Below are 26975 nucleotides of genomic sequence, written 5' to 3' on the forward strand. Positions count from 1 at the left end.
CGGGCACTATGTCAACAAGCTCAAATTGTCTCGTTTTACGGGCGGTTTTTTTCGCCGCCATGCATGCTTTTTCCCTGCGCGTTCGACCGGTCAGGAGCCCGTCACCGCTTCATACAGCACCTGCAGCCGCAGGCGCAAAAACAGTACTGCCTGGTGCTTGCGTGATAGCAGCGTTTCAACGGCGGTGCCGGTTTCCTCGGCAAGCTGCTTGAAGGAGTAGCCCTGCAGCTCGGTTTTTTCAAATGCCTCCCGCTGCGCCGCCGGCATATCTTCCAGCGCCAGCGCCAGTTCCTCCCAAACCAGCTGGCGCAGGTAGTCGTCCTCGGCCCCGCTTTGGGGATTGAACAGTATCTCGCCCAGTTCTTCACCGGCGGGCCACTCGCTGTCGAATTCGCCAGAGAGCGGCAGCTCGCGCTTTTTACGCGACCGGTCGATAAGCTCGTTGCGGGCGGCGCGATACAGCCAGGCGGCGACCTGCTCAATGGGGTGCAGATAGCTATCGGCCTTGAGCAGCTGATAGCTTACTTCCTGATAGACATCTTCCGCATCGGCGATATTACCGGTACGTCCGGCGATAAACGCCCGTAGCCGCTGCTGGCAGCCACGCAGCGCAGCCATCAGGACGTGGCGCCGGTCCGCGGCGTTAGTCATTAGGCCTGGCCGTTGTCGTCGGTGCGCGGTTCATTGTCCCGATCCCTCTGGTGGCAGCGTCCATGCCAGCGTCCGTGCCAATGGCCCGCGCCGCGCTGTTTGATAAAGGCTTCACGCTCCTCGGGAGTCATCGCCATCCAGCGCTCGCGCATTTCTTGTCTTCTGCGCGCGAACATGCCGTGGCCGTGAAAGCTGCCGAACAGGATTTTACTGAGGATAAGCAATCCCAGCGCCTGGAAAAAGCCAATGCTCTTGACGCCGAAAATGACCGGCAGCAGCGCATTCCACAGCAGCATCACCAGCGTGGTGACGGCGGCGACAGCCACCACGGCCATAACCAATATTTTAAACTTGCGATCTCTCATGTTGTCCACTCCATACGGTTCAGATACAGAGGTAGACGAATCAGCCGGGAAAATATTTGCGTCGGCGACAGTTTTTTTATTTATTTGCCGGCAGAAGAGTAAGCCGCCAATGGCTACCGGCCGAAATAAGGCAGTCGGCCGCCCTTGAGAAAAAGAAACGCCAGCAACAGACCGCCCCACAGCGCCATTGTGATGTAACTGCTTATTCCCATGATATTCAGTCCGCTTTCCAGCATTTGCAGCAGGATCAACGCCAATACCATACCGACAATCTTGCCGAAGCCGCCATCGGGATTAACGCCTCCCAAGACCGCCGCCAGGATACTGGTCAGCAAAAAGGATTCGCCGTAGCCGGCTTTGGCGGAGTTCAGCTTTGACATCATCATCAGCGCGGCCACCAGGCACAATAGCGAGGAGATAATATAGGTTGCCATAAGCGTGCGCGGCGTATTGATGCCGGAGTAATGGGCCGCCCGCTGGTTGGAGCCGATAAGGTAGATTCGCCGGCCCAGCGGGGAACGCTCCAGCACAATCCACATAACAATTGCTACCAGCGCAAAGAGATACAGCGGCACCGGGATGCCCAGCCAATTATTGCTGTTAAGCCACAGCACATAGGCGGGGAAATTGGAAATCGCCGTTCCCTTGGATATCAGGATGGTTATTCCCTTAAGCAGGGTCATGGTGCCAAGGGTAGCCAATATGGGCGAGACGCGGATAACGGCTATCAATATGCCGTTCAGCAGGCCGATGACCAAGGCCATGCCGATGCCGGCCAGCAGCATTAGCAGGGCGCTGCCCGCGGACGGGGCGAAATGGGTGGCCACCCACGCCATGACCAGGGCGCAGCAGTTGGTGGTGGCGATAATCGACAGATTGATGCCGCCGGTCAGCATGGTTACCGCCATGGCGAACGCCAGCACGCCCAGAACCGGCAGCTGTGAACCGATAGACTGGAAATTCGACGCCGACCAGAATACGTCCGGGATCTGCGTGCTGAAAACCACGATGATCAGCAGCAGCAAGACCACCAGATACACTTCCACATGGTCTTTTACTTTCAGGCTATTCATGACAGGATCTCCGATTTACTGCGCTGGCTCCAAGCGGTGGAGCTGATGCTGACCACGATGACCAGGCCGGTAATCACCATTTGCCAGTAAGAGGAAATGCCCATCAGGTTCAGGCCGTTTTGCAGCATGGCCAGCAATATGACCCCAAGCATCGTACCCAACAGCGTGCCGCGCCCGCCGATAATGCTGGTCCCCCCCAGCACCACCGCCGCCAGGACGGTCAGCTCATAGCCCAGCAGGGAGTCCGGGGCCACCGTCATGACGGTATAGGATTGCACCACCCCGGCGATACCTGACAGCAGCCCCATAAAACCATAGACGAACAGCTGCAGTTTGAAGATGCCGAAGCCCAGCCGGGAGGCCGCCTCGCGGTTGCCGCCCATGGCATAGATCTTGCGGCCGATGCTGCTGCGCTTCATCAGCAGGCCGGTGACTATCAGCACCGCCAGCAAGGTCATGATGGGCAGGTTCAGTCCGTAGTCATTGCCGTCGGAAGCGGTAAAGGTGAATATCGTCAGTCCGTTTTCAAACCAGTCGGGATATTTATAAAGCCAGACCCCTTTGGAAAAGTAGAGCAGCAAGCCGTAAAAGATATTCAAGGTGGAAATGGTGACGATGATGGAGGGGACTTTGAGCCGGTTGACCAATACAGCGTTGATAAGACCCAGAGCCGTTCCGACGCCGCCGGCGATAAGGAACGCCACCAGGAAATTACCGCCGTATTTCAGCAGCGCGGTGACCATGACGTACTGGGCAATAATGGTCATGGGCGGAAATGAAATATCAATACCGCCGGAAATTAGGACGATAAACAGCCCGCACGCCAGAATCATCAGCATGGCATAGTTGTTGACCAGGTCATAGAGGTTGCCGAAGGTCAGGAAATCATCGCTTTTCAGGCTGAAAACCACTCCCAGGATAAGGATAGTCAAGATAAGCAGCCCTTCATGGCGATGCAATTCCGTTTTGTTAACCATTGACCACCTCCGCCAGCGCCGCCTCGGTCGTCTGTGACGTAAGAAATTCAGCCACCAGCTCACCCCCACGCATCACCAGGATACGGTGGCTGTTATAATAGGCCTCCTCGATCTCGTCGCAAATCATCAACACCGCGATGCCCTGTTCGGCAAGCGCATTGATAATCTGGTAGATGCCCGCTTTATTGGCTATATCAACCCCCACCGTGGGCGAGTCGAGGATCAGCAGGCGCGGATGGGTCGCCAGCCACTTGGCTATGGCTACCCGCTGGGCATTGCCGCCGGAAAGCGTATTGACCGGAAGCGACGTATCGTCCGACTTGATGGTCAGCCGGCGGATCATCTCATCCACCAGGCGCTGTACACGCTGCCGGTCTATAAGGCGCCAGCGGTCCTTCACCTGCGGCAAGACCGTCGAGATGATATTATCCCCGATGGACTGTTCCATGACCAAACCGGTGCTAAGACGATCTTCCGAGACATAACCGATGCCCGCGGCAATGGCGTCGCGGTTGCTGTTGAAATGCACCGGCCGGCCGTCAATCTTGATCACGCCGCTGTCCGGACGGGTCAGGCCGAACAGGCTCAGACACAGTTCGGTTCTCCCCGCGCCCAGCAATCCGGTGATGGCGACGATTTCCCCCTGATGCACCCTGAGGGAAATATCATGATATTGGCCGCGGCGGCTTAACCCTTCCACCTCCAGCACCACCGGTTTACCGCCCGGATAAGGGGCCAGTACCCGGTAGTCGAACGCCAGGCCGGTCATCAGAAAAGCCAACTGTTTACTGCCCATGTCGGCCGCGGGGAAGGTCCCGATATGTACGCCGTCCTGCAACACGGTAATACGATCCGACACGTCCAACACCTCATCCAGGCGGTGGCTGATAAATACCACGCAGATACCCCGTTCCTTCAACTGGCGGATGAGCCTGAACAGCCCTTTGACTTCCGTCATGGTAAGCGATGCGGTGGGTTCATCCATGATAATCAGCCGGGCGTCCTGCGCCAGCGCCCGGCAAATCGCCACCAGCTGGCGCTGCGCGATGGAGAGCGTCTCCAGCTGCGCGTGCAAATCAAGGGTAACGCCGATATCATTCAGAGTATGCTGCGCCAGTTGATACAGGCGGCGCTTGTTCACCCAAAAATGCCGATGGTAAAGATTGATGGCGATATTTTCCGCCACGCTCAGGTTGGGGAATAAAGAGAGATCCTGGTAAATCACCTGAATACCGCGTTTGACCGATTCCGCCGGCGTCAAATGGGAGAACAGATGATCGTCAATGGTGATTTTCGCTCCGGCATCCGGTTGATAGACGCCGGAGATGATTTTAATCAGCGTCGACTTGCCGCAGCCGTTTTGCCCTGCCAGGCTATGCACCTCTCCGGGCAATAGGGTCAGGGCAATATCATTAAGCGCTTTCACCCCGTAAAACGTTTTGCTGACATTTTCCATAGCGATTAGCGGCTTCATTGCAACCTCATCATCAAGCGTCCAGGCGACCGGCCGGGGTCGCTGCGGTCCTGCTCCGGCCACTGCGTTGTCTCAGGATGTCAATTGCGGGAACCCATCAATACAGGCTATCGATATTGTCTTTGGTCACCAGCAGCACTTTATGGAACTTAATGACTTTCTTGTCGGTATCGACGTCTGCTTTGCCGATATTTTTGACTTCGTATCCGGAACCGATGTTTTCACCTTTAAGCAGGCTGGATGCCACCGCCGTCAGCGCATATCCCGCGGTTGCCGGATCGTAGGTAATCCCCTCGGTGATATCGCCGCTTTTGATCAGCGACGCGGCCTGGGACGGGATCATCATGCCGTAGACATGGACCTTGTTTTTGGCGCGTTTTTCTTTAACCGCGCGCCCCGCCCCGATGGGCCCCTGGGATCCGAAGGCAACAATGGTGTTCAGATCCGGATGGGCTTTCATCAGATCAAGGGTAGTGCGGCGGGAATCATCAATACTCTCCGACACCGGCATACGGCTGGTTACTTCATGCATATCGGGATAGTGCTCTTTCTGGTATTTCACGAACAGGTCCGCCCAGAGATTGTGCTGGGGCACCGTCAGGCTGCCCACATAAAGCACATAGCCTCCCTTGCCGCCGTTGAACTTGGCCACTTGCTCAACATTGTCGGCGGCGAACTGCTGGTTATCGATGATCTCGATATCCCAATTGGCGCTGGGCTGGCCTGGCGATTCGTTGGTCAGCACCACGATGCCCGCATCGCGCGCTTTTTTGAATACCGGCTCCAGGACATCGGCGTCATTGGGCACGATGGTTATCGCGCTGACTTTTTTCGCGATCAGATCCTCGATGATCTTTACCTGCTGCGGCGCATCGGTGCTGGACGGGCCTATCTGAGTGGCATTCAGCGAGAAATCCTTACCGCCCTGGGTGACGCCTTCACCCATGCGGTTAAACCAGGGCATTCCGGCAATCTTGGAGATATTGACAACTTCCGGCTGTGCGGCAAGCGCGCCGGACGCGCTTATCAACAGGCCCAGACAGCCCGCGGTTAACCAATTCTGAAGGGCGTTTGTTTTCATTTTATTATCCTCATGCGTTAGGAGGGTAGGGATGGCCAGAGTAGATACAGATAAAAGGCAAGAATCTATATTTCTGAAAAATAAGAAAATTAATCATTATAGTTACAAGGGTTAATTAGGATTTACACAGATGAAACATTTGAAATATGAATTGTTACAGGCGAGTAATCTATATACATACTGGCTGAATATATGGATAAATAAGGCACTATTCGGGTTTAAGATTGAGCTCACAAAGCCATCAGTGGAAACTTTACAAAGGGAAATGAGGTGATACTTTTAAAACAGCCATGCCCAATATTACTGTCCCCGTTATGCGCCTTTGCGGCGACGTCCCGCCGCGTTGCCACGCCGCTTTGCAAGAGATGACCTGAACATGAAGGATTCGGATATTTCATTGACGGCAATACGCGCCTTGGTTGCTATCGGCCGTCATGGAAATTTTACCCGCGCGGCGGCTGAGCTGGGCATTACGCAAAGCGCGGTAAGCCGCCACGTGGCGAATTTGGAAGCGGTCTCTGACGGACCGCTTTTCGAGCGACGAGGCGCGACGGTTGTCTTTACGCCGCGCGGATCTCAATTTTACGAATCGGTCAAAGACGCCATTTCCACCATTGAACTGGCGACTCAGCAGCTGGCCTACCGCGGACATTCTCTTAACCGAATCCGGGTCCGGACTTCAATGCCGAGCTTCGCAACGGCTGTTATGGCGCCCTTATTGGGTGGCTACACGGAGCGAAACGACGTTCAAATCGATCTCTTTACCTCCCTGTCGTTTCCATTGCCGCAGGATGAGTATGATGTTCTGATCACCCGAGACCTCGTCCTGCCGAACACAGAGCGCTGGGAATTGGCTCGCGAAGGTTTGGTGTGCGTCGCGTCGCCGGGCCTGGCGGCAATCGTCGCCGAAGGCAGCGAATCGGAAGCCTGGCCCATGATAGCCGCCCGCTCGCGTCCGGATGCCATCGCCAAATGGGCGGCGGCCCATAAACGGCAAGCGGACCGTCTGAGCGTCCGGGCCACCTATGACCACTACTTCCTGGCGGTGGCCGCGGCGGCAGGCGGCGCCGGTTTGCTGGTTGTTCCCCATCTGCTGGTGCGCGATCGGTTGCGCGACGGCACGCTGGTGCTCATCGACGACGTGGTCGTTCAGTCCGGTGATGCTTACACGGCTTACGTCAATCCCCGCAGCCCCTATAAACAACATGCGCGTGCTTTTTGCCAGTGGCTGGACGAGATCCTGAATCAGCCCACAGGAGAGTGATGCTGGGCCGTTATTACCTTGAGCGGCAGCAATAGCGGCAAAATACACAGCAGTAATATCGCAATGACAATCAGCGTATGAGATATGCCTAACCGATCCCCCAGCAGCCCGTACACTAAAGGCATCACGGCGCCGCACCCCAATGATGCCGTATAAAAAACCGCAAATGCCCGGGTTTGCCGGCGGGGTTTGGCCAGTTCGCCCACGGTGCCGTAGAGCACGGACGATGTCCCGTTCAAGGCGATGCCCAAGGGCACCAGCAGCAGATAGATGGCCGGTAAGGGGATTTGCGTGAGCGCCAGAATGATTCCCGCCGTAACGATTTCGCTGACGGCCACCGTCTTCAATATGCCCAGGCGCGGAGCCAGGGCGCCGCATACCAGTTTACCCAGCGCGCCGCCGATAAAAATAACGGTCAGGGCAAAACCCACCTGAGTCGCCGAAGCCCCTTTGGACGCCAGCAGAAAGGGCAGGAAAGTGAGCGTGCCGGTACGGGTCGCATTATCCAGACTGCCGATGGTACATAATGAAGCGAATGCCCTTTTTCTCTGCGTTTCAGTAAACAGCGGAGCCCCCGCGTCAGCCGTTTGCGTCGCCGTGTCGTCTGATGCTGAAGGCCGCGGCGCCATGGTCTTGGGCAAGCGTTTTTCAGAAGATAACAACCCGCTCAGGCAACCGGCAATAAGCAAGCCCGAGACGGCAATCAGTTGAACCGAGTGGCCCCAGACGGTAATCAGCAGCAGGGCGGAAAGCGCGCTGGGAATGATGGCCTTCCCCACATCCCCGAAAAAATTGTAGGTACTCAGGGCCAGGCGCGCCTGCAAACGGGGAAAGCTCTGCGAGATGTAACTGGATGACAACGGATGCTGGACGCTAGCCCCGACGCCGCCTAGAACGATCAATCCCATTAGGACCGGCAGGGTAGTGGCGAACCCGTAGCAGAATATCGCCGCCGTAAGCAGCAAGGTCCCGCCGATAAGGACCTTTTTCTCTCCGGCAATTCTCCCCAGCTCGCCGGCCGGAATTTGCAGCGCCGACATGGCGCCGGAAAACAGCATCTTCAACAGCCCGACCTGCGCCAGCGACAACCCGAACTGCTGCTGCCATATGGCAAACAGCAGGTAGTGCATGTCTGTGGCGCCGTCATGGAACAGGTGCGCCAGACTGGTGGCGCCGAGTATTCGTCTGCTCTGCGATTTTGACGCGGCGCCGTCGATAAATACCTCACTACTCTGCCGAGACATTCAGCGGCCCCCCTTTTTTCAATTTATCCATTACCAACATGCCGAACCGACTGCCTGGCGTTGCGCCGGTGGGTCTGGTTGATTGAATTCTCTTCATCAATGTGCGTTTCTCTTCATCTACATCGCGTCTGATGCTGGTTGTCATCAAAGTGTCATAATGGAACATGATATGTTTCAGCGCCAATAATTTTTACGTCTGGATAAAATTGAAAGTGATATTATGATAAAAACAGATGGGTCTATGATTAAAATAGATAGAGATATTGAAGCATCGATGACGGTGTATTTTTTTAACCGAAAATAGTTCAATGAAAGCGGTTTTAATAAATTATTTACTATTTTCATGACAGAGAAATATTAGATGGTGATTTTTGCGGATTAATATTAACGAATCTTTTTAAAGAAAATATCCATATTTCAATGACGACTTTAATTAACTTAAAATTATAAATGACTATTGTATAACGGCCCTCCATTGTAGTCTTTTTTAAAGATACTTGACAGATTCGGACAAATTCGTAATTGTCATTACGATAAATTTTGCAAAGACGCCGCTACCGTCTTTCATCTACAAAAAGCGAAGCGGTTACCCGCTATGCCATTATGTATGATATCGTGCCAATAAAATATAATGCGTTGATTAACAGTACATATCCGAATTTTACACCCTGCCTTGGCAGGGTTAAAGAAGTCGATATATCTTTTGATGAGAGACGTGTCGTAAAAAAACATTATTCAACCCGTTATGCTTTAAATAATTCTTTCTACTGGTATGTGATGGGCGAGATATGAGGTTTGGATTATATAACGTTATAGCCGTGACGAGTATTAGCAAACGCGTAGCCATAGGGCGATTGTTAATTTATTCGAATATTAACTTTTTCACTTTTTTGCGGGTCCATCTCGTTTAAGCGATAGCTGCCGCACAGGCAGTGAACAACGTGCCGGAGAGTCACCGCTGTTTGTCCCTCTTCTGAGCTGCCGCACAGGCAGCTCAGAAGTTCTTCAATATCTTTTTCTTCACGTCTAAATGAGTTCACTGCCTGTGCGGCAGCTCAGAAGTCACTCCGGTTATGGAAAATCATTTTTCGCCAGTTCACTGCCGTACAGGCAGCCCTGAAAAGAACGGCGTACCATCAAGGCCATTTAGTGGGTTTATCGGACATATAATGAGGCTACTAATTTACTTGAAGTTCAGTCAGCCACAGCCCGCGTCGGCGACGCTGAATATTTTCGGCTATTTAAAACGTTCACGCTAGAGCTGCTCGGATCGACTGATAAACTGTTATTTATGCGACAGCGTAAAACAGCGTAAAAGTTTCATCATTTTATTTTGACATAACTTTAAGCAGCGTGGCGCCGGAAATAATCAACGCAACGGCAATAATCCGGTAAGGGTTGAGACTTTCGCCAAATAATATCACGCCAATAATAAACGCGCCTATCGCGCCTATTCCCACCCACAGGGTGTAGGCCGTTCCCAGCGGCAATGTTTTCATGGCAATGGCCAGTAGGATAAAGCTTAATATCATGAAAATCAGCGTTATGGCGCTCGGTATCAGGTGGGTGAAACCCTCAGACGCTTTCATTGCGGTAGCCCAGACCACTTCAAACAGACCCGCTAATAACAGATATAACCAAGCCATGGTATCACTCCGATAACAGGGCCGTCCCTAAATGAGTTAAAGTCTGTCTGGTCGTCCAGAGAGAATATGAGCCTAGCACAGTTCAAAGGAAATTCAAACCCGGCAGTAATACACGAATGTTGCCTGAATTTACTTAAATAAATATGATGTATAAATTATTTAATTATGAGGCATAACATGATCAGGGCAATTTACGATACCGATCCGGGCGTGGATGATGCCGTCGCCCTGCATTTCGCCGCTGAAAGCCAGGATATCGAGCTTGTCGGGATGACAACGGTGTTCGGCAACAACACCGTTGAGGTAACCACCCGCAATGCCCTGTTTCTCAGGGAGGAACTGGATATCTCCTGTCCGGTGGCGCGGGGCTGCGGAGTCCCGCTTATCATCGAACCCAATGCCCCGTCGGTGGCGGCGCACGGCCGTGACGGGCTGGGGGATGCCTTTCATATCGCGCCCCGCAACGGGTTGGATAAACGCCATGCCGCGCAATTTATTATCGATACCGTGCGGGCCAATCCCGGGGAAATATCGCTGATAGCCGTCGGCCCGCTGACCAATGTGGCGCTGGCCTGCCGTCTGGATCCGGCTATTGCCGGTTTGATAAAGCAGGTGGTCATCATGGGGGGAACCACTTTGCGCAACGGCCACTTCGGTAATAAATCGCCGGTTGCCGAGGCCAATATCCACCGTGACCCCCATGCGGCTCAAATCGTATTTAACAGCGGCCTGAAGCTGACGATGGTCGGCCTGGATGTGACCCATGAGGTGCTGCTCGATAATTCGCGCTTGCGCCAATTGGAAAATCACCCTAACAAGCATCATCAAATCCTGTTTCGCCTCATTCAGGGCTATGTGGCCTATGCCAAAGCGCGCTATGGCCTGGACGGGATGCGCCCTCACGATTTGCAGGCATTTATCTGCGCCATCCATCCGGAGTTTTATCGCACCGTCGCTGGCAATGTGCAGGTGGTACTGGAAGGCCCCGCCGCGGGCCAGACGCTGCATTATTTCGGCGAGCATTTAAAGGGCAGCGAACATCTCTCTTCAACCGAGGTGTGTGTTGCCGTGGAGGCGCAGCGGGTGGCGGAGTGTTATTTCAACGCGCTGCTTAGGTAATTTTCCGGCCCGTTACCGGGCAGTTTGAGACAAGGAGGCAACCAAGGCGCGGACCCGTTCATAATCCGCCGGCGTTGCCGGGTTGTAGACAACCATGCTGAGATCGGGCCGGCCATCGACGGCAAAGGACGAATATTCCATGGCGATAAGTCCGGCCAGAGGGTGCTTCAGGCTTTTTAAGCCCTCGCCGTGCGCGCGCACGTCATTGTCCCGCCACATTGCCTCGAATTCCGGACTTTGGCGGCAGAGCTCGTCCACCAATGCCTCAATATTCTTCGCGGCGCCCGCCCGCACGGCGTCCGCCCGGAACGCCGCCACCACGAACCGGGCGACGCTTTCCCAGTCAAGCTGTGCCGCGCGGGTCTCGGGATTGAGGAATATGCGGCGCAGGATATTGAGCTGGCCGGGGACGAGGGATCCGTAATCGAACACCGCCGAGGCGGCATGGTTCCACGCCACCACGTCCCAGGTGCAGGTCTTTACAAAGGCCGGGCTGAACGGCAGCGCATCGAGCACGCCCTGCAGCCGCGGCGATATGCCTTCGCCCGCCTGGTAATGGACTTCGGGGGGGCGGCCCAGGGCAAGCAGGAAAAGATGCTCGCGTTCAACGCCGGTCAGCATCAGTGCGCCGGCTATCCGGTCCAGCACCTCGGCCGATGGCGCGCCTCCCCGGCCCTGTTCGAGCCAGGTGTACCACGTCGGGCTGACATTGGCGCGCTGGGCCACTTCCTCGCGCCGCAGCCCCGGTGTCCGCCGGCGTGTCAATGAAAAGCCAAAAGCCGCCGGATCGAGTTTGCCGCGGCGATCCTTGAGGTAGGTTCCAAGCTGATTGGTAGAGGTGGCCGGCATGCTCATCCTGTTTATCCTTATACCCGTATAAAGTGACTGCTTTACCCCTATAAGATAAAGGCGAGAGCAATCTGTGTCTATACATGGCGGTGACTTCATAAATTGACTTCACCAAAGCTAATCGCTATATTAATGTCAATCACTGAACTCATGGATGAGTTAATGCGACAGAAAATTACCGGCCTACGTAAGAAGCAACGGACGGTGTTAAATCAAATTTTCAAAACGCCGGTACCCTCTGGCGTCAAATGGTCTGATATTGAGTCACTCGTTTGCGCATTAGGGGGTGAAATCAAGGAAGGCAGCGGGTCTCGGGTAAGGCTTTTACTTAATGGCGGTATTGCCCGGTTTCATCGTCCCCATCCGTCGCCTGACGCTGACAAGGGGGCGTTAGCCGACTTGAGGGAATGGCTGGAGAGCATAGGAGTCGAACCATGACAAAAGTATTGAAAACCCCTAATACCATGGTTGTTGCCGGACAGCCGGCCATTATCAGCTATGTTCCGGAAATTGGCATGTTCCGCGGTAAGTTTATCGGCCTATCGGGCTATTGTGACTTTGTTGCCGATAGCATCGACGGTTTGAAAAGCGAAGGGGAGGTGTCGTTGCGTGAATACCTGGAAGATTGCCGGGAAAATCTCATCGACCCTTACGAACGGGAAGAGAAAGTGAAAACCTTTACCCTCCGCTACCCTGAATCGTTCGGGGAGCAGTTGGCCGTTGCTGCCGCTGAACATCATGTCTCGGTGAATTCATTTATTGTTGAAACGTTAAATGAACGCCTTAAACACGCCTGAACCCTCGCCTTGGGAAGACGCTGCTTGCGAAAAACAGGCAGGCGGTGCAAGCAATGTGACGTAGCTGAACGTTGAGTTTAGGGGATTTTTTGTGATATGTATCACACAATGGCATGTTATGCTGGTGGGGTTTGTGCGTGGCATAACAGAAACAGAGGTGTGAGCATGATTACCGGATTGCGCATTGCAACCGTGCTGCAAATGATATTAAACATCGGACTGGTCTGTCTGGGGATTATTCTTATCATTTTTTTGGGCAAGGAAACTTACCATCTGGGCGAGGTGCTGCTGCATACGGACGCGGAGTCGTCAACCTACCTGCTTATTGAAGGTATTGTTAATTATTTTTTATATTTCGAATTTATCGCGCTGATTGTGAAATACTTCCAGTCCGGCTATCACTTCCCGCTGCGCTATTTTGTGTATATCAGTATTACCGCAATTATTCGCCTGATTATCGTCGACCATAAAAATTCTCTGGATACGCTCTATTATTCGGCGGCAATCTTGATTCTGGTGTTCACCCTGTGGCTGGCAAACAGCAATCGCCTGAAGCGAGAATAGAGTGCCCATGGGGCGGCGCGGTCATTTTTTGACGTCCGCGCTATTGATTTTCGTTTTTTTCTGGTAATGATATTCATGTCAATGAGTTGGATTGATATAAAAATTTTCGACCTTTATTGCGGAGCTATTAATGTTAAACAGTATCGGCATTTTCTGTGGTTCCAGCGCGGGCCTTAACCCCGTGTATCTTCAGGCGGCCAGAAATATCGGTGCTTTTTTTGCAAAAAATCATTTAAAAATTGTGTATGGCGGCGGGAAAGTAGGCCTTATGGGTGCTATCGCCGATGCGGCCATCCAACATGACGGCCAGGTGATAGGCGTTATGCCTCAGTCGCTGGTTGAAAAAGAGATTGCCCATACCGGTTTGACAAAACTCTATGTCGTGAAAGATATGCATGAACGAAAATATATGATGGCGAATCTTTCCGATGCCTTCCTGACCCTGCCCGGCGGCGCCGGCACGCTGGAAGAAATATTCGAGCAATGGACGTGGGCGCAGCTGGGATTACATCAAAAGCCCTGTGCCTTTCTGAACGTCAATGAATATTTTTCTCATTTGCTGTCCATGATACGGCGCATGGCCGATGAGGGTTTCCTGAAAACTGAATATCTGGATATGCTGATTGTTGAACATAAACCGGATGTCATTTTGGAAAAATTCAGAAATTATCAGCCGCCGAAACATAAGTGGCAATAAATCATATATTCATCAGCGCCGGGCGTTGCTCAACGTACCGGCGCATCAATCCCGTCAGCGGTGACATGAGTGTTCTCGCACATCAGTTAGACACCTACCGTATTCAATGGCCGCCATTATAGCAACCCTGGGAGGCCAGGATATATCGCCTGTTGCGCCCTTAGCCCGGCGAGATCGCTTTTTTGTCCGCCCGTGCTGAAATGGCGGGCCGTAAGTAAACAGTAAGTCGTTGGGTTTTAAAGTCGTGCCGTCCTTTTTCAAACTCAAGAGCACGATTGTGACAAAATTTCTTAGCCATAGGTCCTGGTTGCCGTTATTGGCGGCGTCGGTTTTGCTGTACACGGGTGCGATTTGGGCGGAAGGTGTCAACGAGTCCGCCGGTGAGGATTTCGGCTTTACGCTGCTAAGCGATGCCCCGGATACCACCCAGTGGGGACTGGGAGCTGGGCTGGGTTACCACCAATCGCCCTACAGCGGTTATGGTTCCGACTTTACGCCGCTTCCTTTGGTCTATTTTGAGGACAAATGGGTGCGTGTCCTGGGGACCACCGTGGACGCAAAGGTCGGTAAATGGGGCGGCCTGCAGCTTACCCTGCGCGGCAGCTATGCCCTTGGAGACGGCTACAAGGGATCGGACGCGCCGATACTCAACGACATGCAAAAACGCAAAGGCGCCTTCTGGTTCGGCCCGGCGGCGGCGTGGGATATGGGATTCGGCACGCTTTCCGCTGACTTCCTGACCGCGGGCAGCAAAGGGCAAAAGGCCGATATCGAATTCGGCAAGTCCTTCGCCTTTGGGGATTTTACCATCAAACCCTATTTGGGCGCCCAGTGGCTCAGCGATAAGAATGTCGATTATTATTATGGCGTGATGCCGTCGGAAGCTCGTCCCGGACGTAACCAGTACAATGGCAAATCCACCTACAATACGTCAGTGGGTACAAGCTTTGGCTATAGCCTAACGCCGAACCAGAGCATAAGCCTTGACGTCGGGGTCACCCGCCTGGGCGGCGGCATTACCGATAGCCCGCTGGTGGGCAAAACCTATATTCCCGAGGCGAAGTTCGGTTATCTTTATACATTCAGGTGAGTAACGGCCTATGTCACGAGTGGCGCTGATCGAGGATCAGCAGCGCCTGGCGCAGATGATCCGCCAGGCGTTATTGAGCGCGGGAGTGGAAACGGATATTTTCGCCAATCTTTCCGAAGCTGCCTATGGGATGAAGCAGGCGGAGTATGCGGTACTGTTGGTGGATCGTGGATTACCGGACGGGGACGGGCTTAACTTTTTACGCAACCTGCGCGCCGGCGGCCAGATGACGCCATGCTTGATGTTAACCGCCAGAGATGCATTGCACGATCGGATCGAGGGCCTGGAGAGCGGGGCGGACGATTATGTAAGCAAGCCCTTTGAAATGAGCGAACTGGTGGCACGGGTGCGTACGCTGATGCGACGGCCGGTTAAAATGACCGCGCTGGTGCAGCGTTTTGCCGATATCTCCGTGGACCCGCAGGAGCACGCGCTGCGCTGCGGCGCCCGAGTAACGATATTGGCGCCGGCGGAGCTGCAGATCATGTTGTCGCTGCTCGGCGCCGCAGGGCAGACCGTGCGCCATGCGGTATTGGAGCATGCGGCATGGGGGCTGGCGGATGCGGTTACGCCCAATGCATTGGAGGTTACGGTCCATCGGCTGCGTAAAAAGCTGGCCGGCGTCGGCGCTACGGTACGCATCGCAAATATCCGCGGCGTGGGTTTTTCCCTTCAGTCCGCCGCATAAGGCCTTCATCCCGCAACATGCCCGCCGCCGGGCGACAGCACAGGAAGGAAAGTCAGTATGTTCAGGTATTGGATCAGCAGCCTGTCCGCCCGGCTATGGCTCATCAGCGTAGCCGCGCTGGCGCTGAGCCTGCCGATTATTACCGCTATTGTTCTGTACGTTTTCAATCAGTTCCCGGAATTCATGTGGCAGCGGGATAAGGATATGAAGACGGCGCAGGAGGTGGCGGCCGGGCTTCGGTTTGACGATAGCGGCCGGCCGGCATCAATAATATTCGACCGGCAAACGGCATGGCTGGTCAAGACCGCCGCCAGCGAAATCCTCTATCGCGTATGCGATGAGGCCGGTAATATTCTGCTGCAATCTCCCCAGGGCCGGCTCTTCGGCACGCTGGACAGCAAGAATCTGGCCAACGAGGCGACCCTGCGCGAAAAGGTGATGATAGACGGACGGCGGTTCGATCTGGTGACGTTAGGCATCGATCAACAGGGGACGCGATTCTATGTCCAGGTCGCCACCAGCGAGATTTTCAATAAAGCCATCATGAATCTGAAACTCAAGCCGATCCCGGAAATTTTCGGCTGGTCACTGTTTATTACTATGATTTTATTCAGTCTGACCTTTCCCTTCACGGTGCGCCGGGTCATGCGTCCGGTAAGAGTCGCCTCGGGCGCCGCCGCGTCCATTACCCCGGCCAATTTGAAAACCCGGTTGTCCTATAACGACATTCCAAGCGAGATCAAGCCGCTGCTCCTGGCGTTTAACGATGCCTTGGCGCGGCTGGAAAACGGCTTCAAAGTGCAGCAGGAATTCCTGGCCTCGGCCGCCCATGAGCTGCAAACGCCCCTGACCCTGATTCGCGGCCAGATTGAGCTGCAACCGGAAATCAAAGACAAGGAACTCCTGTTTTTTGAAATCGATTTGATGGCAAGGCACGTACGGCAACTTTTGCATCTGGCGGAAGTGAGCGAGTCGCAGAATTATCATTTTGCCGGCGTGGACACGGTGGATGTCGCTCAGGATGTGGTGGAGTATCTGGCCCGCAAGGCCGATAAGAACCAGGTGAAACTGCAGGTGGACGCGCCGGACGCCCTGCCGTTGTTAACCGCTGACCGTAGCGCTTTGTTTATCTTGTTGAAAAATATCATTGAAAACGCCATCAACGTTACGCCGCCCTATGGCGCCGTCAGCGTTGCCATCAGCGACAGTTCGATTCAGGTACAAGACAGCGGACCAGGCATTAAGGCCGAATATCTGCCTTTCCTGTTCGATCGGTTTTGGCGGGCTCCCGACGCCGTCCATGAAGGAGCCGGGCTGGGCCTGTCTATTTGCAAGGAGATCGCGGTGGCCCATCGCTGGCGGCTGTCGGTGGCGCCTTCCGCGCCGGGAACCCGGTTTATTGTCTGGTTTTAAGCCGGTCCGGCAGCTTAAAGCAGAGGTACGGCAGCCAGCGCGCAGCGGGTGAGTTCCAGATCTTCCTCCGAAGGGCTCAGGCCGGGCAAATAAACAAAATTAACGTTACCAATGCCCAGGGCCGACAGCGCGTAATGCAGATATGGCGTCAAAAAATCGGGTTGTCTGGCGTTTTCGCCGGTGCACGGGCCTCCGGATCGGACCAGTACCAGGGTGGGGCGGTCTCTGAGCGTCCCCACCTTGCCCTGCGGCGTTGTCTTGAAGCTGCGGTCCTTGCGCAACACATAGTCTAACCAGAGCTTTAGCGCCGCGGGTACGGCAAAGTTGTGCATCGGCGTACTGATCAGCAAACCTTCGCTCCGCTCCAGTTCGTCGATAAGATGTTCTGAACAGGTAAATGCCTCATCATCGCGAAGCGCCGAGGCCGTGATCCCTTGAGCATACCGCGCCGACAGCGGGGGGAGCGGGTCAAGCACAAGGCTACGCGTGACCACCCCGACATCGGGATGGCGGGATGTGATGTCGTCGATAACGCCACGGGCCAGCCGTGCGCCGAGGGAATGACCGGCGTGGGGACTGCATTCCAAATAAAGCAGCGTGCTCATGATTTATCCCCCTGTAGCGACAGGGTGAAATGCAGTCCTTTGGACAGCAGGCCCCGGCGGAAGTAAAAGCGCTGCGCCAGAGCATTCGCCAGGCCGGTATCCAGCACCAGATAGGCGCACTCCCGGCGCATCGCTTCTTGGCGTAACGCCGCCATCAGGTCGCGGCCCTGTCCTTGGCTGCGGACACGAGCGGTTGCCACCAGGTCGTCGATGTAAAGAAAGCGCCCGTACAGCAGGTTTTCCTGCAGTCGGTAGCCCGCCAAGGCAGTGATTTGTTCGTCTTGCCACGCCGCCAGCAGCCGATAGCCTTGGCCGGCCTGCCGCCCTACCTGCTCGGCGAATGCCTGTGCGCCGGCAAGATGCGGCCTGAGTTCCCGCATAACGTCAAAGCAGGCAAGGCAATCCTGCTCGCTGTCGATATGGCTTATCCTGATGGGGGTCATAGCCGGTTTCCTTGTCGTCTTGATTGTTGAGTCTTAACAGTAGACAAAGAATGCCCCAGCCAACAGGTGCAAGAATTAACAATGAAAATAGGCCATGATCATGATTCCAATCTCTGCCCACGCTGCGCAGGTATGCGGCGCGGGGGCAGCAGGCGAGACTAAACCGAAATTGGCTATTTTTTGTATGAAATGAACGTTAAATCATGATATTCAAGCCAATAACCCGCTACTTTTTATCCCGCTTTGGGTTAGACTGCCAATGGCGGAATTTCCCCCGCCCATTTTGAATATTCAGGATAAATAATGAACAAGATTCTTGCTGCTGGCGCTGTCGCCAGCCTGATGTTTGCCGCCGCATCAGCCAGTGCCGCCAGCGTCACCGGTGAAGTGGGTGAACATTATACTAACCTGGGTTTTGGTTTCGGTACCACCACGCCCGGCCTGGCATTGACCGGTAACTGGGCGCACAACGACGACAACGGCGATGTGGCCGGTTTAGGCCTGGGGTACAATATTCCTTTCGGCCCGTTTATGGCCACCGCCGGCGGCAAAGGCCTGTATATGGGGCCGAAAGACGGCGATGAAGGGTACGCCGTCGCGGTGGGCGGCGGGCTGCAGCTGCCGGTGGCCGGCCTGTTCAGTCTGTACGGCGATTATTATTATTCCCCAGAGTCGCTTTCCAGCAGTATCGGCAATTACACCGAAGCCGGCGCCGGGGTGCGTTTGACGGCGATTCCGGTGGTGACGGTCAGCGTCGGCTATCGTTATATGGCGATAGACGGTAAAGACGGCGACCGCGACAACATTGTGGCTGACGGCCCTTATATCGGCGGAGCGTTCAACTTCTGACGGCTGCGCCGGCGGCCACATCCGCAGGGTTCCCTTTGACCGGCTCGTTGCACGATAGGTGATCGCGGGCCCTGCCGTTCCATAGAGGGCACGCGTCAGGCGTCTTACTCCACAATCATCCATTCATCGGCGTTTTCGAACATCTCTTCCACCAGGCGATTCAATACCGCCTTTTCCTGTTTATTGGCGTCGGTGTTGATGCCGTTGGCCTGCATGGCTTTTACCTTTACTTCGGCGGCAGGGAAAACGCGATGGACGCGTTTCGCCAGCTCCGCCTCGATTAACGCGCCGGCGTTTGGTAAACCGCTGACGTTGCGCTTGTCATAAATCAATTCTACCCGCATAAAACCTCCCTTTTAGTGGCACTGGTTTTTTATACAGATTATTCCGGGCGGGATCAATGGAAATGGCGGATTTCCCGCCATTTATTTAGGCCGTAATCCGCTGGGTTCAGGTTTAGGCAAGCCTAGGCAAACGGGAGCCGCCCAAGGTCAGGCCAGGGCGACATCGCTTTCTAACCGGCAGCTGCAGGCCAGCACGTAGCCTTCGGCGATCTCCGCCGGGCTCAGGGTCATGGTACTGGTGGTGGTATAGCGGCCGGTGAGGATCCGGGTTTTGCAGCAGCCGCAAACGCCGGCGCGGCAGGCGGCGTTAACCGGGATTTTATTGGCCTCCAGCGCCGCCAGCAGGGTAACACCCACCGGCGCGCTGAATTCCCGCTGCAGCCGCGCCAGGGTGATCTTAAGCTGCCGCGTGCCGGTCACCGCCGGGGCATGGAATCGCTCCTGCATAAAAGCGGTGGCCCCCAGCGCCATGGCATCTTTTTCCACCTGATCCATATAAGGCGCCGGACCGCAGGCCATGACTCGGCGGATGGCGATATCCGGCACCAGCGCCGCCAGGTGTTCCCGCGTCAGACGGCCGGCCAGCACGGGGGGAAGGGCCTGCTGTTCGGCAAACAGCGTCAATTTCAGCCAGGGCTGCAGCGTCGGCCAGGTTTTGGCGAAAATCACCTCACGGGGTGAACGCACGCTGTAAATAACCTGAACATCCGCCCGCGGACGATTGGCCGCCAGCCAGCGGCACATGGACATGATTGGCGTCACGCCGCAGCCGGCGGCCAGAAACAGATACCGTTCGTCCTCTTGCCGGGCGCAGGTGAAGTCCCCTTGGGCATCCGACAGCCAGAGGTTGTCGCCGGTTTTTACCCGCTGTGTCAGCCAGCCCGATCCGCTGCCGTTTTCCAGACGGCGCACCGTCAATGTGACAAAACGGCTTTGCCCCGGCGTTGAAGAAAGGGTATAAGCCCGCAGGGTCTCGCTGTTGTTGATGCTGACCAGGGCGAACTGCCCCGGTTGGTAAGCATAAACATCGTGGCTGATCAGGGATAGAGTCCAGACATCGGGGGTCTCCTGCTCTATGTGATGGACCTGCATGGCGTGCGTGCATAACGCGTGAGGTGCAAACATCATGGCTCCTTAGGCGCAGGCGGCGAAAATGGCATCGAGATCCCGGGTCGCTTCGGTGATGGGACGCAGGCCGAATTGCTGATTAAGCACCGCCAGCAGATTGTCGGTGAGAAAGGCGGGCGCGGTGGGGCCGACAAAGATATTTTTTACCCCCAGGGACAGCAGCGTAAGCAAGATCACGATGGCCTTCTGTTCAAACCAGGACAGCACCAGGCTGAGCGGCAGATCATTGACGCCGCAGCCCAATTTTTCCGCCAGTTTTACCGCCAGGGTTATAGCCGAGTAGGCATCGTTGCATTGCCCTACGTCCAGCAGGCGGGGAAGCCCTTCCAGGGTGCCGAAATCCAGCTTGTTGAAACGGTATTTGCCGCACGCCAGGGTCATGACCAGACAGTCCTGCGGTACGCCGAGGGCAAAATCGGTGTAGTAGCTGCGTTCTTCCCGGCTGCCGTCGCAACCGCCCACCAGGAAGATATGCCGCAGCTTTTGCTGCGCCACCAGGTCGATAACCGTATCGGCGGCGTCCAGCAGCGTTTGGCGGCCGAATCCGATGGTTATCATATGCTCGATTTCACTGTAAGGAAAACCCGGCATGCTCTGGGCCTGTTTGATAACCGGCGAGAAATCCTCCCCTTCCAGGTGCTTTACCCCTGGCCAGCCGACGATGCTACGGGTCCAGATCCTTTCGTCATATTGCCCGACGAAGGGATCGATAATGCAGTTGGAGGTCATCACCACCGGTCCGGGGAAACGGGCGAATTCAGTCTGCTGGTTCTGCCAGCCGCTGCCGTAATTACCCGCCAGATGGGCAAATTTTTTCAGCTCCGGATAGCCGTGGGCGGGCAGCATCTCGCCGTGGGTATAAACATTGATCCCGGTGCCCTCGGTCTGCTCCAGCAGCATCCGCAAGTCCCGCAGGTCATGGCCGGAAATCAGTATGGCCTTGCCCGCCACCGCTTTCACGTTCACGCGGGTGGGCTTCGGATTGCCATAGGTTTCGGTCTCGCCGCGGTCTAGCATGGCCAGTATGGAAAAATTCATTTTGCCGATATTCATCGACTGCGCCAGCAGGTCGTCCATTTGCGCAGGCCGGGTGCCGAGCCAGGACATAATCTCATGGTATTGACGGTAGACTTCATCGTCATACTGCCCCAGTACATGGGCATGTTCCAGATAGGCGGCGGCGCCTTTCAGGCCGTACAGGCAAAGCATTCGCAATCCGTGTATGTCAGCGCCCACTTCGTCTTTATCGGTATTGAGGGCGAAACGTTGCGCTTCCGCCTGCAGCCCGGCCAGCGACAGGGCGGGCAGCGTGATATGGGCCATGGGATGCGAAATGTCCGCTCCCGGTGCCAGGGCCCGGCAGCGCGCAATCAATCTCTCGCGCAGGGCTATGGTTTCATGGGCATATTCGACGATGCGCGCCGAATCGAAGTTCACATTGGTCAGGGTGGCGAAAAAAGCCCGGGGTGCAAAGCTGTCTACCCGATGATCGACGATGCCCAATTCACGAGCCCGTATCGCCCAGGCCGATAAGCCATGGAGCACCGCAATCAGCAGGTCCTGTAAATCGGAGGTTTCGGCGGTTTTACCGCACATTCCCTGCGCGTAGGCACAGCCGTTAGCCAGAGGCGTACGGATGGTTTGTTCACATTGCACACAAAACATAATGAGATCTCCTTATAAGATGCATTTAAAATGCATCTTTAAGATAGAACGCCGCCGCTTAATGTAATAGTGCAATTTCCGCTAGTTAATCATTACTTGATATAGCGCAATTTTCGCGGGTAATCCGGATTGTCACTTCATAGTCCATTGAAATCGTTGCCGGCAGAAACTACCGCACGAAATGATCAGTAACAGTTCTAACGCAAAATTGAGCGGTAAAAACGAAGCGGTTTCTATAGACTTCTTTCATTCTTTACCCTTTGTCCCCAGGCTAGCGCTTCTTATGATTTCCTCCCTTTGCGATGGCATCATCGCCTTCGACTTGATGTGAGACCGACTCCATGTCTTTTATACAAATCGTTATCCTCGCTATCGTGCAGGGTCTGGCCGAATTGCTGCCGGTATCCAGTTCCGCCCATGTGATCATGGCCGAGAAGCTGCTGGGTCTGGATCCCACCGCGCCTGAAATGACGTTATTACTGGTGATGTTGCATACCGGCACCATGTTTGCGGTAATTCTTTATTTCTGGAAAACCTGGCGCAGCACCTATTTCAGCTCCGGCAAGGCCTTCCGCCACAATGCCTTTTATATTGTTCTGGCCACCGCGGTGACCGGCGTGGTGGGATTGACCCTGCAAAGCCTGATTAAACATCTTTATGCCCACAATGCCGCGGATTTTGAAATTGAGCATCTGTTTGGCAACAGCAGGCTTATTGCGGCGGGGCTGGCCGCCGCCGGCGTTTTGATTATCGCCTCGTCACGTTTTGGCGAACGCGAGGGCGGTGAAATATCCAGCGTCAGGGCGGTGGTCATCGGTTTGGTTCAGGGGCTCTGTTTGCCTTTTCGCGGATTTTCCCGATCGGGGGCCACCATCTCAACCGGACTGGCCATGGGGGTGACGCGCCGACGCGCCGAAGAGTTCAGCTTTGCCCTGGCGGTGGTGCTTACGCCGGTGGTGATCGCTAAAGAAGCGCTGCGGGCCTTACATGGCGGCGCGGCGAATCACCCGTTGCCGTCAGGCGCAATCATGCCGATGCTGTGGCCCAGCCTGCTGGGGATGGTGTTCAGTTTTATTGCCGGCCTGGTTGCCCTGCGCTGGCTGTCGCGCTGGCTGGAACACGACCGCTGGCATCTGTTCGGCGGCTACTGCATTCTCGCCGCGCTGCTGGTATTTTGGCTCGGCTGACGTCGGGGATTATTGATCGGAGAAGATCAGCAGATCGTTAAAATGGTGGCGCTGCACCAGTAAATCCGCCAGGGTGTATTTATCCAGCACGGCGAAAAACGCCCGGGTAGCCTCGCTCAGCACCCCGGGCAGGCCGCAGACGGGGGCAATCACGCACCGGGTGCAGTCCACCAGCTTCTGGTTTTTCTCGGTGTGGCGGATAAGCGTGCCGAGATTGATATCCCGCGCCGGCCGCCCCAGGCGGATGCCGCCGCTGCGGCCGCGGATCGCCTCGACATAGCCCAGATGGGCCAAATCCTGCACTACCTTCATTAGGTTATTGCGCGAGATGTCATATAAGGCGGAAATTTCAGCGATGGACGACAGGCCGTCATCCCGCGAACCGAGGTAAATAATTACCCGTAATGCGTAGTCGGTATATCGCGTGAGCTTCATAAGCCCTCCTGACAGCCAAAGAGAGGCGGATAGTATAATTGCAAGCAGCAGATTCGCCTATGGCTAAACGTGTGCCAGCCGGCGGACACTTGTCTCCCTTCTGCTGCCCTTTGATTATGCAGCGCTATCTATTAAACCGCGACATCAGGCTGATAATGTTTTTCAGCCGATCCCCCTGCAGCAAACGGTGCTTAGTGGGGTTCAGGTCCGGGGTCAGGGTTTCGAAAACGCCGCCGGGATAGACCACATTAATTAAATCCGGCGAGACCACGGCATAATTATAATAACTGCCGACAATCATATCCTGCGACTGCGGGGCCGAGGGATCCAGCATATTCTGGCCCACGCTGTAATCGCTGACGGGCGTTTTTACCCCGGCCACCGTCGCCATCAGGGTCGGTACCACATCGAAATGCGTGGTGCGCCGGTCGATATCGCCGCTTTGCCCATCCGGCAGACGCATAAACATCGGAACATGAATCTGCACATCGCTGTAGTTGCTGCCGTGCCCCCAGTAATTCTTTTTATGATCGTTAAATTCCTCGCCGTGATCGGACGTGATAATCACCAGGGTATTTTTATCCAGCCCGGCCTGCTGCAGTTTGGTTAATACCTGGCCAATCAGCCCATCATCGTAATAAAGCGCATTACGGTAGAGGTTATGATAAGGCGTGGGATCAAAATCATTATTCAGCTTGATATGGTCTACCCGATCCCAGTAAGGCTGGAACGGCGTTACCGGGTTAGGAGGCAGATCATAACCGTGGGCGGCATCGTAAAACAGAAAACCAAAGAACGGCCGCGAACCGTCGCGCTTGTCGATAAATTGCTTGAAATCATCGGTTATCTCTTGATCCCGCAGGGCTGGAGTGCGCGCGCCGTTGCTGATCTTCAAATTGGGAATCTGGGCAAACACCGTTCGATCAAACGGCGGATGATTGATATTGGCGGAGCCGTGTATGGAGAATTCATATCCCTGGTCCGCCAGGGTTTGCATTAACACCGGACGCTGGCCGCTGTTGCGTACCGACAGCCAATAGGTATCGGGCAGGCTATAGAACAAACTGAAAATACCCGGTTCGGTGGAATTGCCGCCGCTGCGGTGCTGATGAAAGCGCAAAGCCTGCTGGGCAAAGCGGCTGACGTTAGGGGTCACCTGCGGATTGGCGTCATCGTAGCGCCAGGCATCGATAAGGATAAACAGGATGTTGGGCTGCTGGGCCGGTTTCTGGAATTGGATAGCCTGCAAGGGATAATGCAGTACCCCCTCGCTCGCAACATGCAGATTGTTTTCCTTGTTCAGGGCCACCGAAGGATCCACTAGACCCCATTTTACCAGGCGGCTCTTGGCGGTTAAGGGGTAGTACAGCGGAAATTGCCGGGTATAGCCGGGGATCTGGGTTTTATAATTGGCATCGTCCCAGACATGCAGCCCCTGGCTGACCAGAATACTGACCGCCATTAACACATAGGCCGGCTTGCGCAGCCGCTGCAGGCGCGGCATCCTCGTTGCCATGGCGCTGAACAGGCATTGCACCGCCAGCAATACCAGACCGATGCAACCGCCTATCAGCCAGGTATACCAGGAGAGATCGATGATATCCCGTCCCTGGAACAGCATTTCCAGCACCACGCCGTTCAGGTGAAAACGGTATTGAGCATACACCAGGGTATCCACGACCAGCAGCGCACTGAGGAAAAACGCCATGAGGATACCGACGGAACGGAACAGCCTGGGGGGCAAAAAACACACCAGGCATTGAATAATCATCGCCAGCACGCAGAAGGCGCCGAACAGCCCGTACTGCGTGGTGAGCAAATACACCAGCGAGCGGATATCCCCCGGGGGAATGGAGATCCACTGCCAAAAGCGAAAAGCGACTGCCGTCAGTAAAAAGGCGTTCAACAACCAGAACATGCCGGCCCATTTAAGATTGAGCTTAGAGGAATGGAAGGCATTTAGTCTGAACATATTTTCAACAATCCTGCTTTTCAGTGGCAACGAGATAATTTGGGCGGTGAGATTTAACACCCAAATGGCTTTTATTCATTATCTCTTTGGTAAAAAACTGTTACCTATCTTGCCGGAGAGATGAGAAATGGCTTAATGAATAATGCATGTTAAGTAAAGTATAGATGCCGCGATCGGCGCGGCGGTATGCGGAAAATGTCTTTTGTAATGCCGGCTTCATGGGGGCGGGCGCATTTGCCTGTCTGGACAAGCCATAGATATTAGTGCAAAAGCGGTAAAAGCATTAGAAAAAACGCACAATACGTGCGTTGTTTATATCGGAGGCCGTCGGGAATTAATTAAAAATTGTAACCGGTCAGCCATGCAGCCCGGCGAAAAAGAGGCTTTTCCCGCCGGGATTGGCTTAATGCATCGCCGTATGCGAGGAATTATCGATGCTGATCTTTTTCCACCGGACGGCCGGACCAGTAACCGGCCAGCACGGAACCGGACAGATTATGCCAAACCGAGAACAGCGCGCCGGGCAGGGCGGCCAGCGGCGTGAAATATATCTTGCCCAGTGTTGCCGCCAATCCCGAGTTCTGCATGCCCACTTCAAGCGCCATGGTGCGGCAGGTGGTTTCGTCGAAGCCGAACAGTTTGCCGCCCCAGTAGCCGCCGAGCAGGCCGATACCGTTATGCAGGATCACCGCCGCAATGACCACCAGGCCCACCGAGCCGATAAATCCCTGGCTGCCGGCCACCACCGCGCTGATGATGGCGAGGATGCAGACCATGGAAAGCGCCGGCAGCCCCGGTTCAATGCGCTTGACGGCCTTGGTGAATAAATGATGGATAACCAGGCCGGCAAAAATCGGAATGACCACGATTTGCAGGATGCTCAGCAGCATGCCCGCCACATCCACCTTGATATGGGTATCTACATAGAGCCGGGTCAGCAACGGCGTGGCGAATACCCCCACCAGGGTGGATACCGCCGAGATGGTGACGGACAAAGCCACATCGCCTTTGGCCAGGTAAATCATCACATTGGACGCTGTCCCGCTCGACACGCTGCCCACCAGTATCATGCCGGCCGACAGATCCGCGGGCATATGAAACAGTTTGGCCAATAACCAGGCGGCCAGCGGCATCACCAGATAATGCAGGAAAGTGGCCGCCACCACCGGCGCCGGACGCGTGAGAACCCGTTTGAAATCGCCGGCTCTTAGGGTTACGCCCATGGCGAACATAATAAGCATCAGCAAATACCCCACATAGGGACCCATGGGGGTAAACGTTCCCGGGGAGTAATAGGCGATAACCGACAGCAAAACGGCCCACAGCGGGAACAGGCGGGTAATCTTGGCTAACAT

The 26975-nt window shown here is 55.0% G+C and carries 28 protein-coding genes; 11 read left to right on the top strand and 17 right to left on the bottom strand.

Annotated features, from left to right (window positions below):
- Positions 1 to 90 precede the first annotated feature (90 nt).
- The 6 genes from ACL2XJ_RS12430 to ACL2XJ_RS12455 form a co-directional block, all read right to left on the bottom strand.
- Positions 91 to 651 carry an RNA polymerase sigma factor gene (locus ACL2XJ_RS12430; protein WP_413726640.1) on the bottom strand — a complete coding sequence of 187 codons (561 nt, stop codon included), beginning with the start codon at positions 649 to 651 and terminating at the stop codon, positions 91 to 93.
- Positions 651 to 1016, bottom strand: coding sequence for a hypothetical protein (locus ACL2XJ_RS12435; RefSeq protein WP_413726641.1), 366 nt, complete (start codon positions 1014 to 1016; stop codon positions 651 to 653). The genes ACL2XJ_RS12430 and ACL2XJ_RS12435 overlap by 1 nt, the downstream gene beginning before the upstream one ends.
- A 113-nt stretch (positions 1017 to 1129) precedes the next feature.
- Positions 1130 to 2089 (bottom strand): ABC transporter permease, encoded by a 960-nt coding sequence (locus ACL2XJ_RS12440; RefSeq protein WP_132923322.1) that lies wholly within the window; start codon positions 2087 to 2089, stop codon positions 1130 to 1132.
- Positions 2086 to 3066 (bottom strand): ABC transporter permease, encoded by a 981-nt coding sequence (locus tag ACL2XJ_RS12445; RefSeq protein WP_413726642.1) that lies wholly within the window; start codon positions 3064 to 3066, stop codon positions 2086 to 2088. Before ACL2XJ_RS12445 ends, ACL2XJ_RS12440 begins: the two co-directional genes overlap by 4 nt.
- The gene (locus tag ACL2XJ_RS12450) at positions 3059 to 4540 is read right to left on the bottom strand and encodes a sugar ABC transporter ATP-binding protein (RefSeq protein WP_413726643.1); all 1482 of its coding nucleotides are present in this window, start codon (positions 4538 to 4540) and stop codon (positions 3059 to 3061) included. Before ACL2XJ_RS12450 ends, ACL2XJ_RS12445 begins: the two co-directional genes overlap by 8 nt.
- Positions 4541 to 4637: 97 nt before the next feature.
- Entirely contained in the window at positions 4638 to 5621 is a 984-nt protein-coding gene (locus ACL2XJ_RS12455) for an autoinducer 2 ABC transporter substrate-binding protein (RefSeq protein WP_413726644.1), read from the bottom strand.
- A 376-nt stretch (positions 5622 to 5997) separates the two neighbouring features.
- On the opposite strand from ACL2XJ_RS12455, the gene ACL2XJ_RS12460 reads away from it, so the two are divergent.
- Positions 5998 to 6885 carry a LysR family transcriptional regulator gene (locus ACL2XJ_RS12460; RefSeq protein WP_413726645.1) on the top strand — a complete coding sequence of 296 codons (888 nt, stop codon included), beginning with the start codon at positions 5998 to 6000 and terminating at the stop codon, positions 6883 to 6885.
- On the opposite strand, the gene ACL2XJ_RS12465 is transcribed toward ACL2XJ_RS12460, so the two are convergent.
- Complete coding sequence (locus tag ACL2XJ_RS12465) at positions 6867 to 8129, bottom strand: MFS transporter (RefSeq protein ID WP_413726646.1); 1263 nt, start codon at positions 8127 to 8129, stop codon at positions 6867 to 6869. The two genes, ACL2XJ_RS12460 and ACL2XJ_RS12465, sit on opposite strands and share 19 nt — an antisense overlap.
- A gap of 1328 nt (positions 8130 to 9457) precedes the next feature.
- Entirely contained in the window at positions 9458 to 9775 is a 318-nt protein-coding gene (locus ACL2XJ_RS12470; RefSeq protein WP_132923316.1) for a DMT family transporter, read from the bottom strand.
- Positions 9776 to 9952: 177 nt separating this feature from the next.
- Between ACL2XJ_RS12470 and ACL2XJ_RS12475 the strand changes: the two genes are divergently transcribed.
- Positions 9953 to 10894 (top strand): nucleoside hydrolase, encoded by a 942-nt coding sequence (locus tag ACL2XJ_RS12475; protein ID WP_413726647.1) that lies wholly within the window; start codon positions 9953 to 9955, stop codon positions 10892 to 10894.
- A 12-nt stretch (positions 10895 to 10906) separates the two neighbouring features.
- Here ACL2XJ_RS12475 and ACL2XJ_RS12480 read toward each other — a convergent pair whose 3' ends face one another.
- On the bottom strand, positions 10907 to 11743 hold the full coding sequence (locus ACL2XJ_RS12480; RefSeq protein WP_207917846.1) for a helix-turn-helix transcriptional regulator: 837 nt from the start codon (positions 11741 to 11743) through the stop codon (positions 10907 to 10909).
- Positions 11744 to 11905: 162 nt separating this feature from the next.
- Here ACL2XJ_RS12480 and ACL2XJ_RS12485 point away from each other — a divergent pair, with 162 nt between their 5' ends.
- The 7 genes from ACL2XJ_RS12485 (at position 11906) to ACL2XJ_RS12515 (ending at position 16992) form a co-directional block, all read left to right on the top strand.
- Complete coding sequence (locus ACL2XJ_RS12485) at positions 11906 to 12181, top strand: type II toxin-antitoxin system HicA family toxin (protein WP_132923314.1); 276 nt, start codon at positions 11906 to 11908, stop codon at positions 12179 to 12181.
- A complete protein-coding gene (locus ACL2XJ_RS12490) occupies positions 12178 to 12540 on the top strand; it encodes a type II toxin-antitoxin system HicB family antitoxin (protein ID WP_413726648.1) in 363 nt (120 codons plus the stop codon). Before ACL2XJ_RS12485 ends, ACL2XJ_RS12490 begins: the two co-directional genes overlap by 4 nt.
- 165 nt (positions 12541 to 12705) lie before the next feature.
- Positions 12706 to 13104, top strand: a complete 399-nt coding sequence (gene psiE, locus ACL2XJ_RS12495) for a phosphate-starvation-inducible protein PsiE (RefSeq protein WP_132923312.1) — start codon at positions 12706 to 12708, stop codon at positions 13102 to 13104.
- Between the two features lie 130 nt (positions 13105 to 13234).
- Positions 13235 to 13801 (top strand): TIGR00730 family Rossman fold protein, encoded by a 567-nt coding sequence (locus ACL2XJ_RS12500; protein ID WP_413726649.1) that lies wholly within the window; start codon positions 13235 to 13237, stop codon positions 13799 to 13801.
- A gap of 277 nt (positions 13802 to 14078) precedes the next feature.
- Positions 14079 to 14891 (top strand): MipA/OmpV family protein, encoded by an 813-nt coding sequence (locus ACL2XJ_RS12505; RefSeq protein WP_413726650.1) that lies wholly within the window; start codon positions 14079 to 14081, stop codon positions 14889 to 14891.
- Positions 14892 to 14901: 10 nt separating this feature from the next.
- The gene (locus tag ACL2XJ_RS12510; protein WP_413726651.1) at positions 14902 to 15579 is read left to right on the top strand and encodes a response regulator transcription factor; all 678 of its coding nucleotides are present in this window, start codon (positions 14902 to 14904) and stop codon (positions 15577 to 15579) included.
- 57 nt (positions 15580 to 15636) lie between these two features.
- Positions 15637 to 16992: a sensor histidine kinase gene (locus tag ACL2XJ_RS12515; RefSeq protein WP_413726652.1), complete on the top strand. Its 1356-nt coding sequence runs from the start codon at positions 15637 to 15639 to the stop codon at positions 16990 to 16992.
- Positions 16993 to 17006: 14 nt separating this feature from the next.
- On the opposite strand, the gene ACL2XJ_RS12520 is transcribed toward ACL2XJ_RS12515, so the two are convergent.
- Together ACL2XJ_RS12520 and ACL2XJ_RS12525 are read right to left on the bottom strand one after the other, a co-directional pair.
- Complete coding sequence (locus tag ACL2XJ_RS12520) at positions 17007 to 17597, bottom strand: FMN-dependent NADH-azoreductase (protein ID WP_132923307.1); 591 nt, start codon at positions 17595 to 17597, stop codon at positions 17007 to 17009.
- Positions 17594 to 18040 carry a GNAT family N-acetyltransferase gene (locus tag ACL2XJ_RS12525; protein WP_413726653.1) on the bottom strand — a complete coding sequence of 149 codons (447 nt, stop codon included), beginning with the start codon at positions 18038 to 18040 and terminating at the stop codon, positions 17594 to 17596. The genes ACL2XJ_RS12520 and ACL2XJ_RS12525 overlap by 4 nt, the downstream gene beginning before the upstream one ends.
- A gap of 303 nt (positions 18041 to 18343) precedes the next feature.
- Here ACL2XJ_RS12525 and ACL2XJ_RS12530 point away from each other — a divergent pair, with 303 nt between their 5' ends.
- Positions 18344 to 18889: a YfaZ family outer membrane protein gene (locus tag ACL2XJ_RS12530; RefSeq protein ID WP_132923305.1), complete on the top strand. Its 546-nt coding sequence runs from the start codon at positions 18344 to 18346 to the stop codon at positions 18887 to 18889.
- 104 nt (positions 18890 to 18993) lie between these two features.
- On the opposite strand, the gene ACL2XJ_RS12535 is transcribed toward ACL2XJ_RS12530, so the two are convergent.
- From ACL2XJ_RS12535 to hcp, 3 genes are all read right to left on the bottom strand, one after another.
- On the bottom strand, positions 18994 to 19233 hold the full coding sequence (locus ACL2XJ_RS12535; RefSeq protein ID WP_132923304.1) for a DinI-like family protein: 240 nt from the start codon (positions 19231 to 19233) through the stop codon (positions 18994 to 18996).
- Positions 19234 to 19380: 147 nt separating this feature from the next.
- Positions 19381 to 20358 carry an NADH oxidoreductase gene (gene hcr, locus ACL2XJ_RS12540; RefSeq protein WP_132923303.1) on the bottom strand — a complete coding sequence of 326 codons (978 nt, stop codon included), beginning with the start codon at positions 20356 to 20358 and terminating at the stop codon, positions 19381 to 19383.
- Positions 20359 to 20367: 9 nt separating this feature from the next.
- Positions 20368 to 22026, bottom strand: a complete 1659-nt coding sequence (hcp, locus tag ACL2XJ_RS12545) for a hydroxylamine reductase (protein WP_203522720.1) — start codon at positions 22024 to 22026, stop codon at positions 20368 to 20370.
- A 341-nt stretch (positions 22027 to 22367) separates the two neighbouring features.
- Here hcp and ACL2XJ_RS12550 point away from each other — a divergent pair, with 341 nt between their 5' ends.
- On the top strand, positions 22368 to 23213 hold the full coding sequence (locus tag ACL2XJ_RS12550) for an undecaprenyl-diphosphate phosphatase (protein WP_203522719.1): 846 nt from the start codon (positions 22368 to 22370) through the stop codon (positions 23211 to 23213).
- A gap of 9 nt (positions 23214 to 23222) precedes the next feature.
- Here ACL2XJ_RS12550 and ACL2XJ_RS12555 read toward each other — a convergent pair whose 3' ends face one another.
- The 3 genes from ACL2XJ_RS12555 to panS form a co-directional block, all read right to left on the bottom strand.
- Positions 23223 to 23648: an Rrf2 family transcriptional regulator gene (locus ACL2XJ_RS12555; protein WP_203522718.1), complete on the bottom strand. Its 426-nt coding sequence runs from the start codon at positions 23646 to 23648 to the stop codon at positions 23223 to 23225.
- A gap of 124 nt (positions 23649 to 23772) precedes the next feature.
- Positions 23773 to 25620, bottom strand: coding sequence for a DUF3413 domain-containing protein (locus ACL2XJ_RS12560; protein WP_413726654.1), 1848 nt, complete (start codon positions 25618 to 25620; stop codon positions 23773 to 23775).
- 428 nt (positions 25621 to 26048) lie between these two features.
- A complete protein-coding gene (gene panS, locus ACL2XJ_RS12565; RefSeq protein WP_413726655.1) occupies positions 26049 to 26975 on the bottom strand; it encodes a ketopantoate/pantoate/pantothenate transporter PanS in 927 nt (308 codons plus the stop codon).

This window comes from Sodalis sp. RH16 (assembly GCF_047324245.1).
GTDB classification, from domain to species: domain Bacteria; phylum Pseudomonadota; class Gammaproteobacteria; order Enterobacterales; family Enterobacteriaceae; genus Acerihabitans; species Acerihabitans ligni.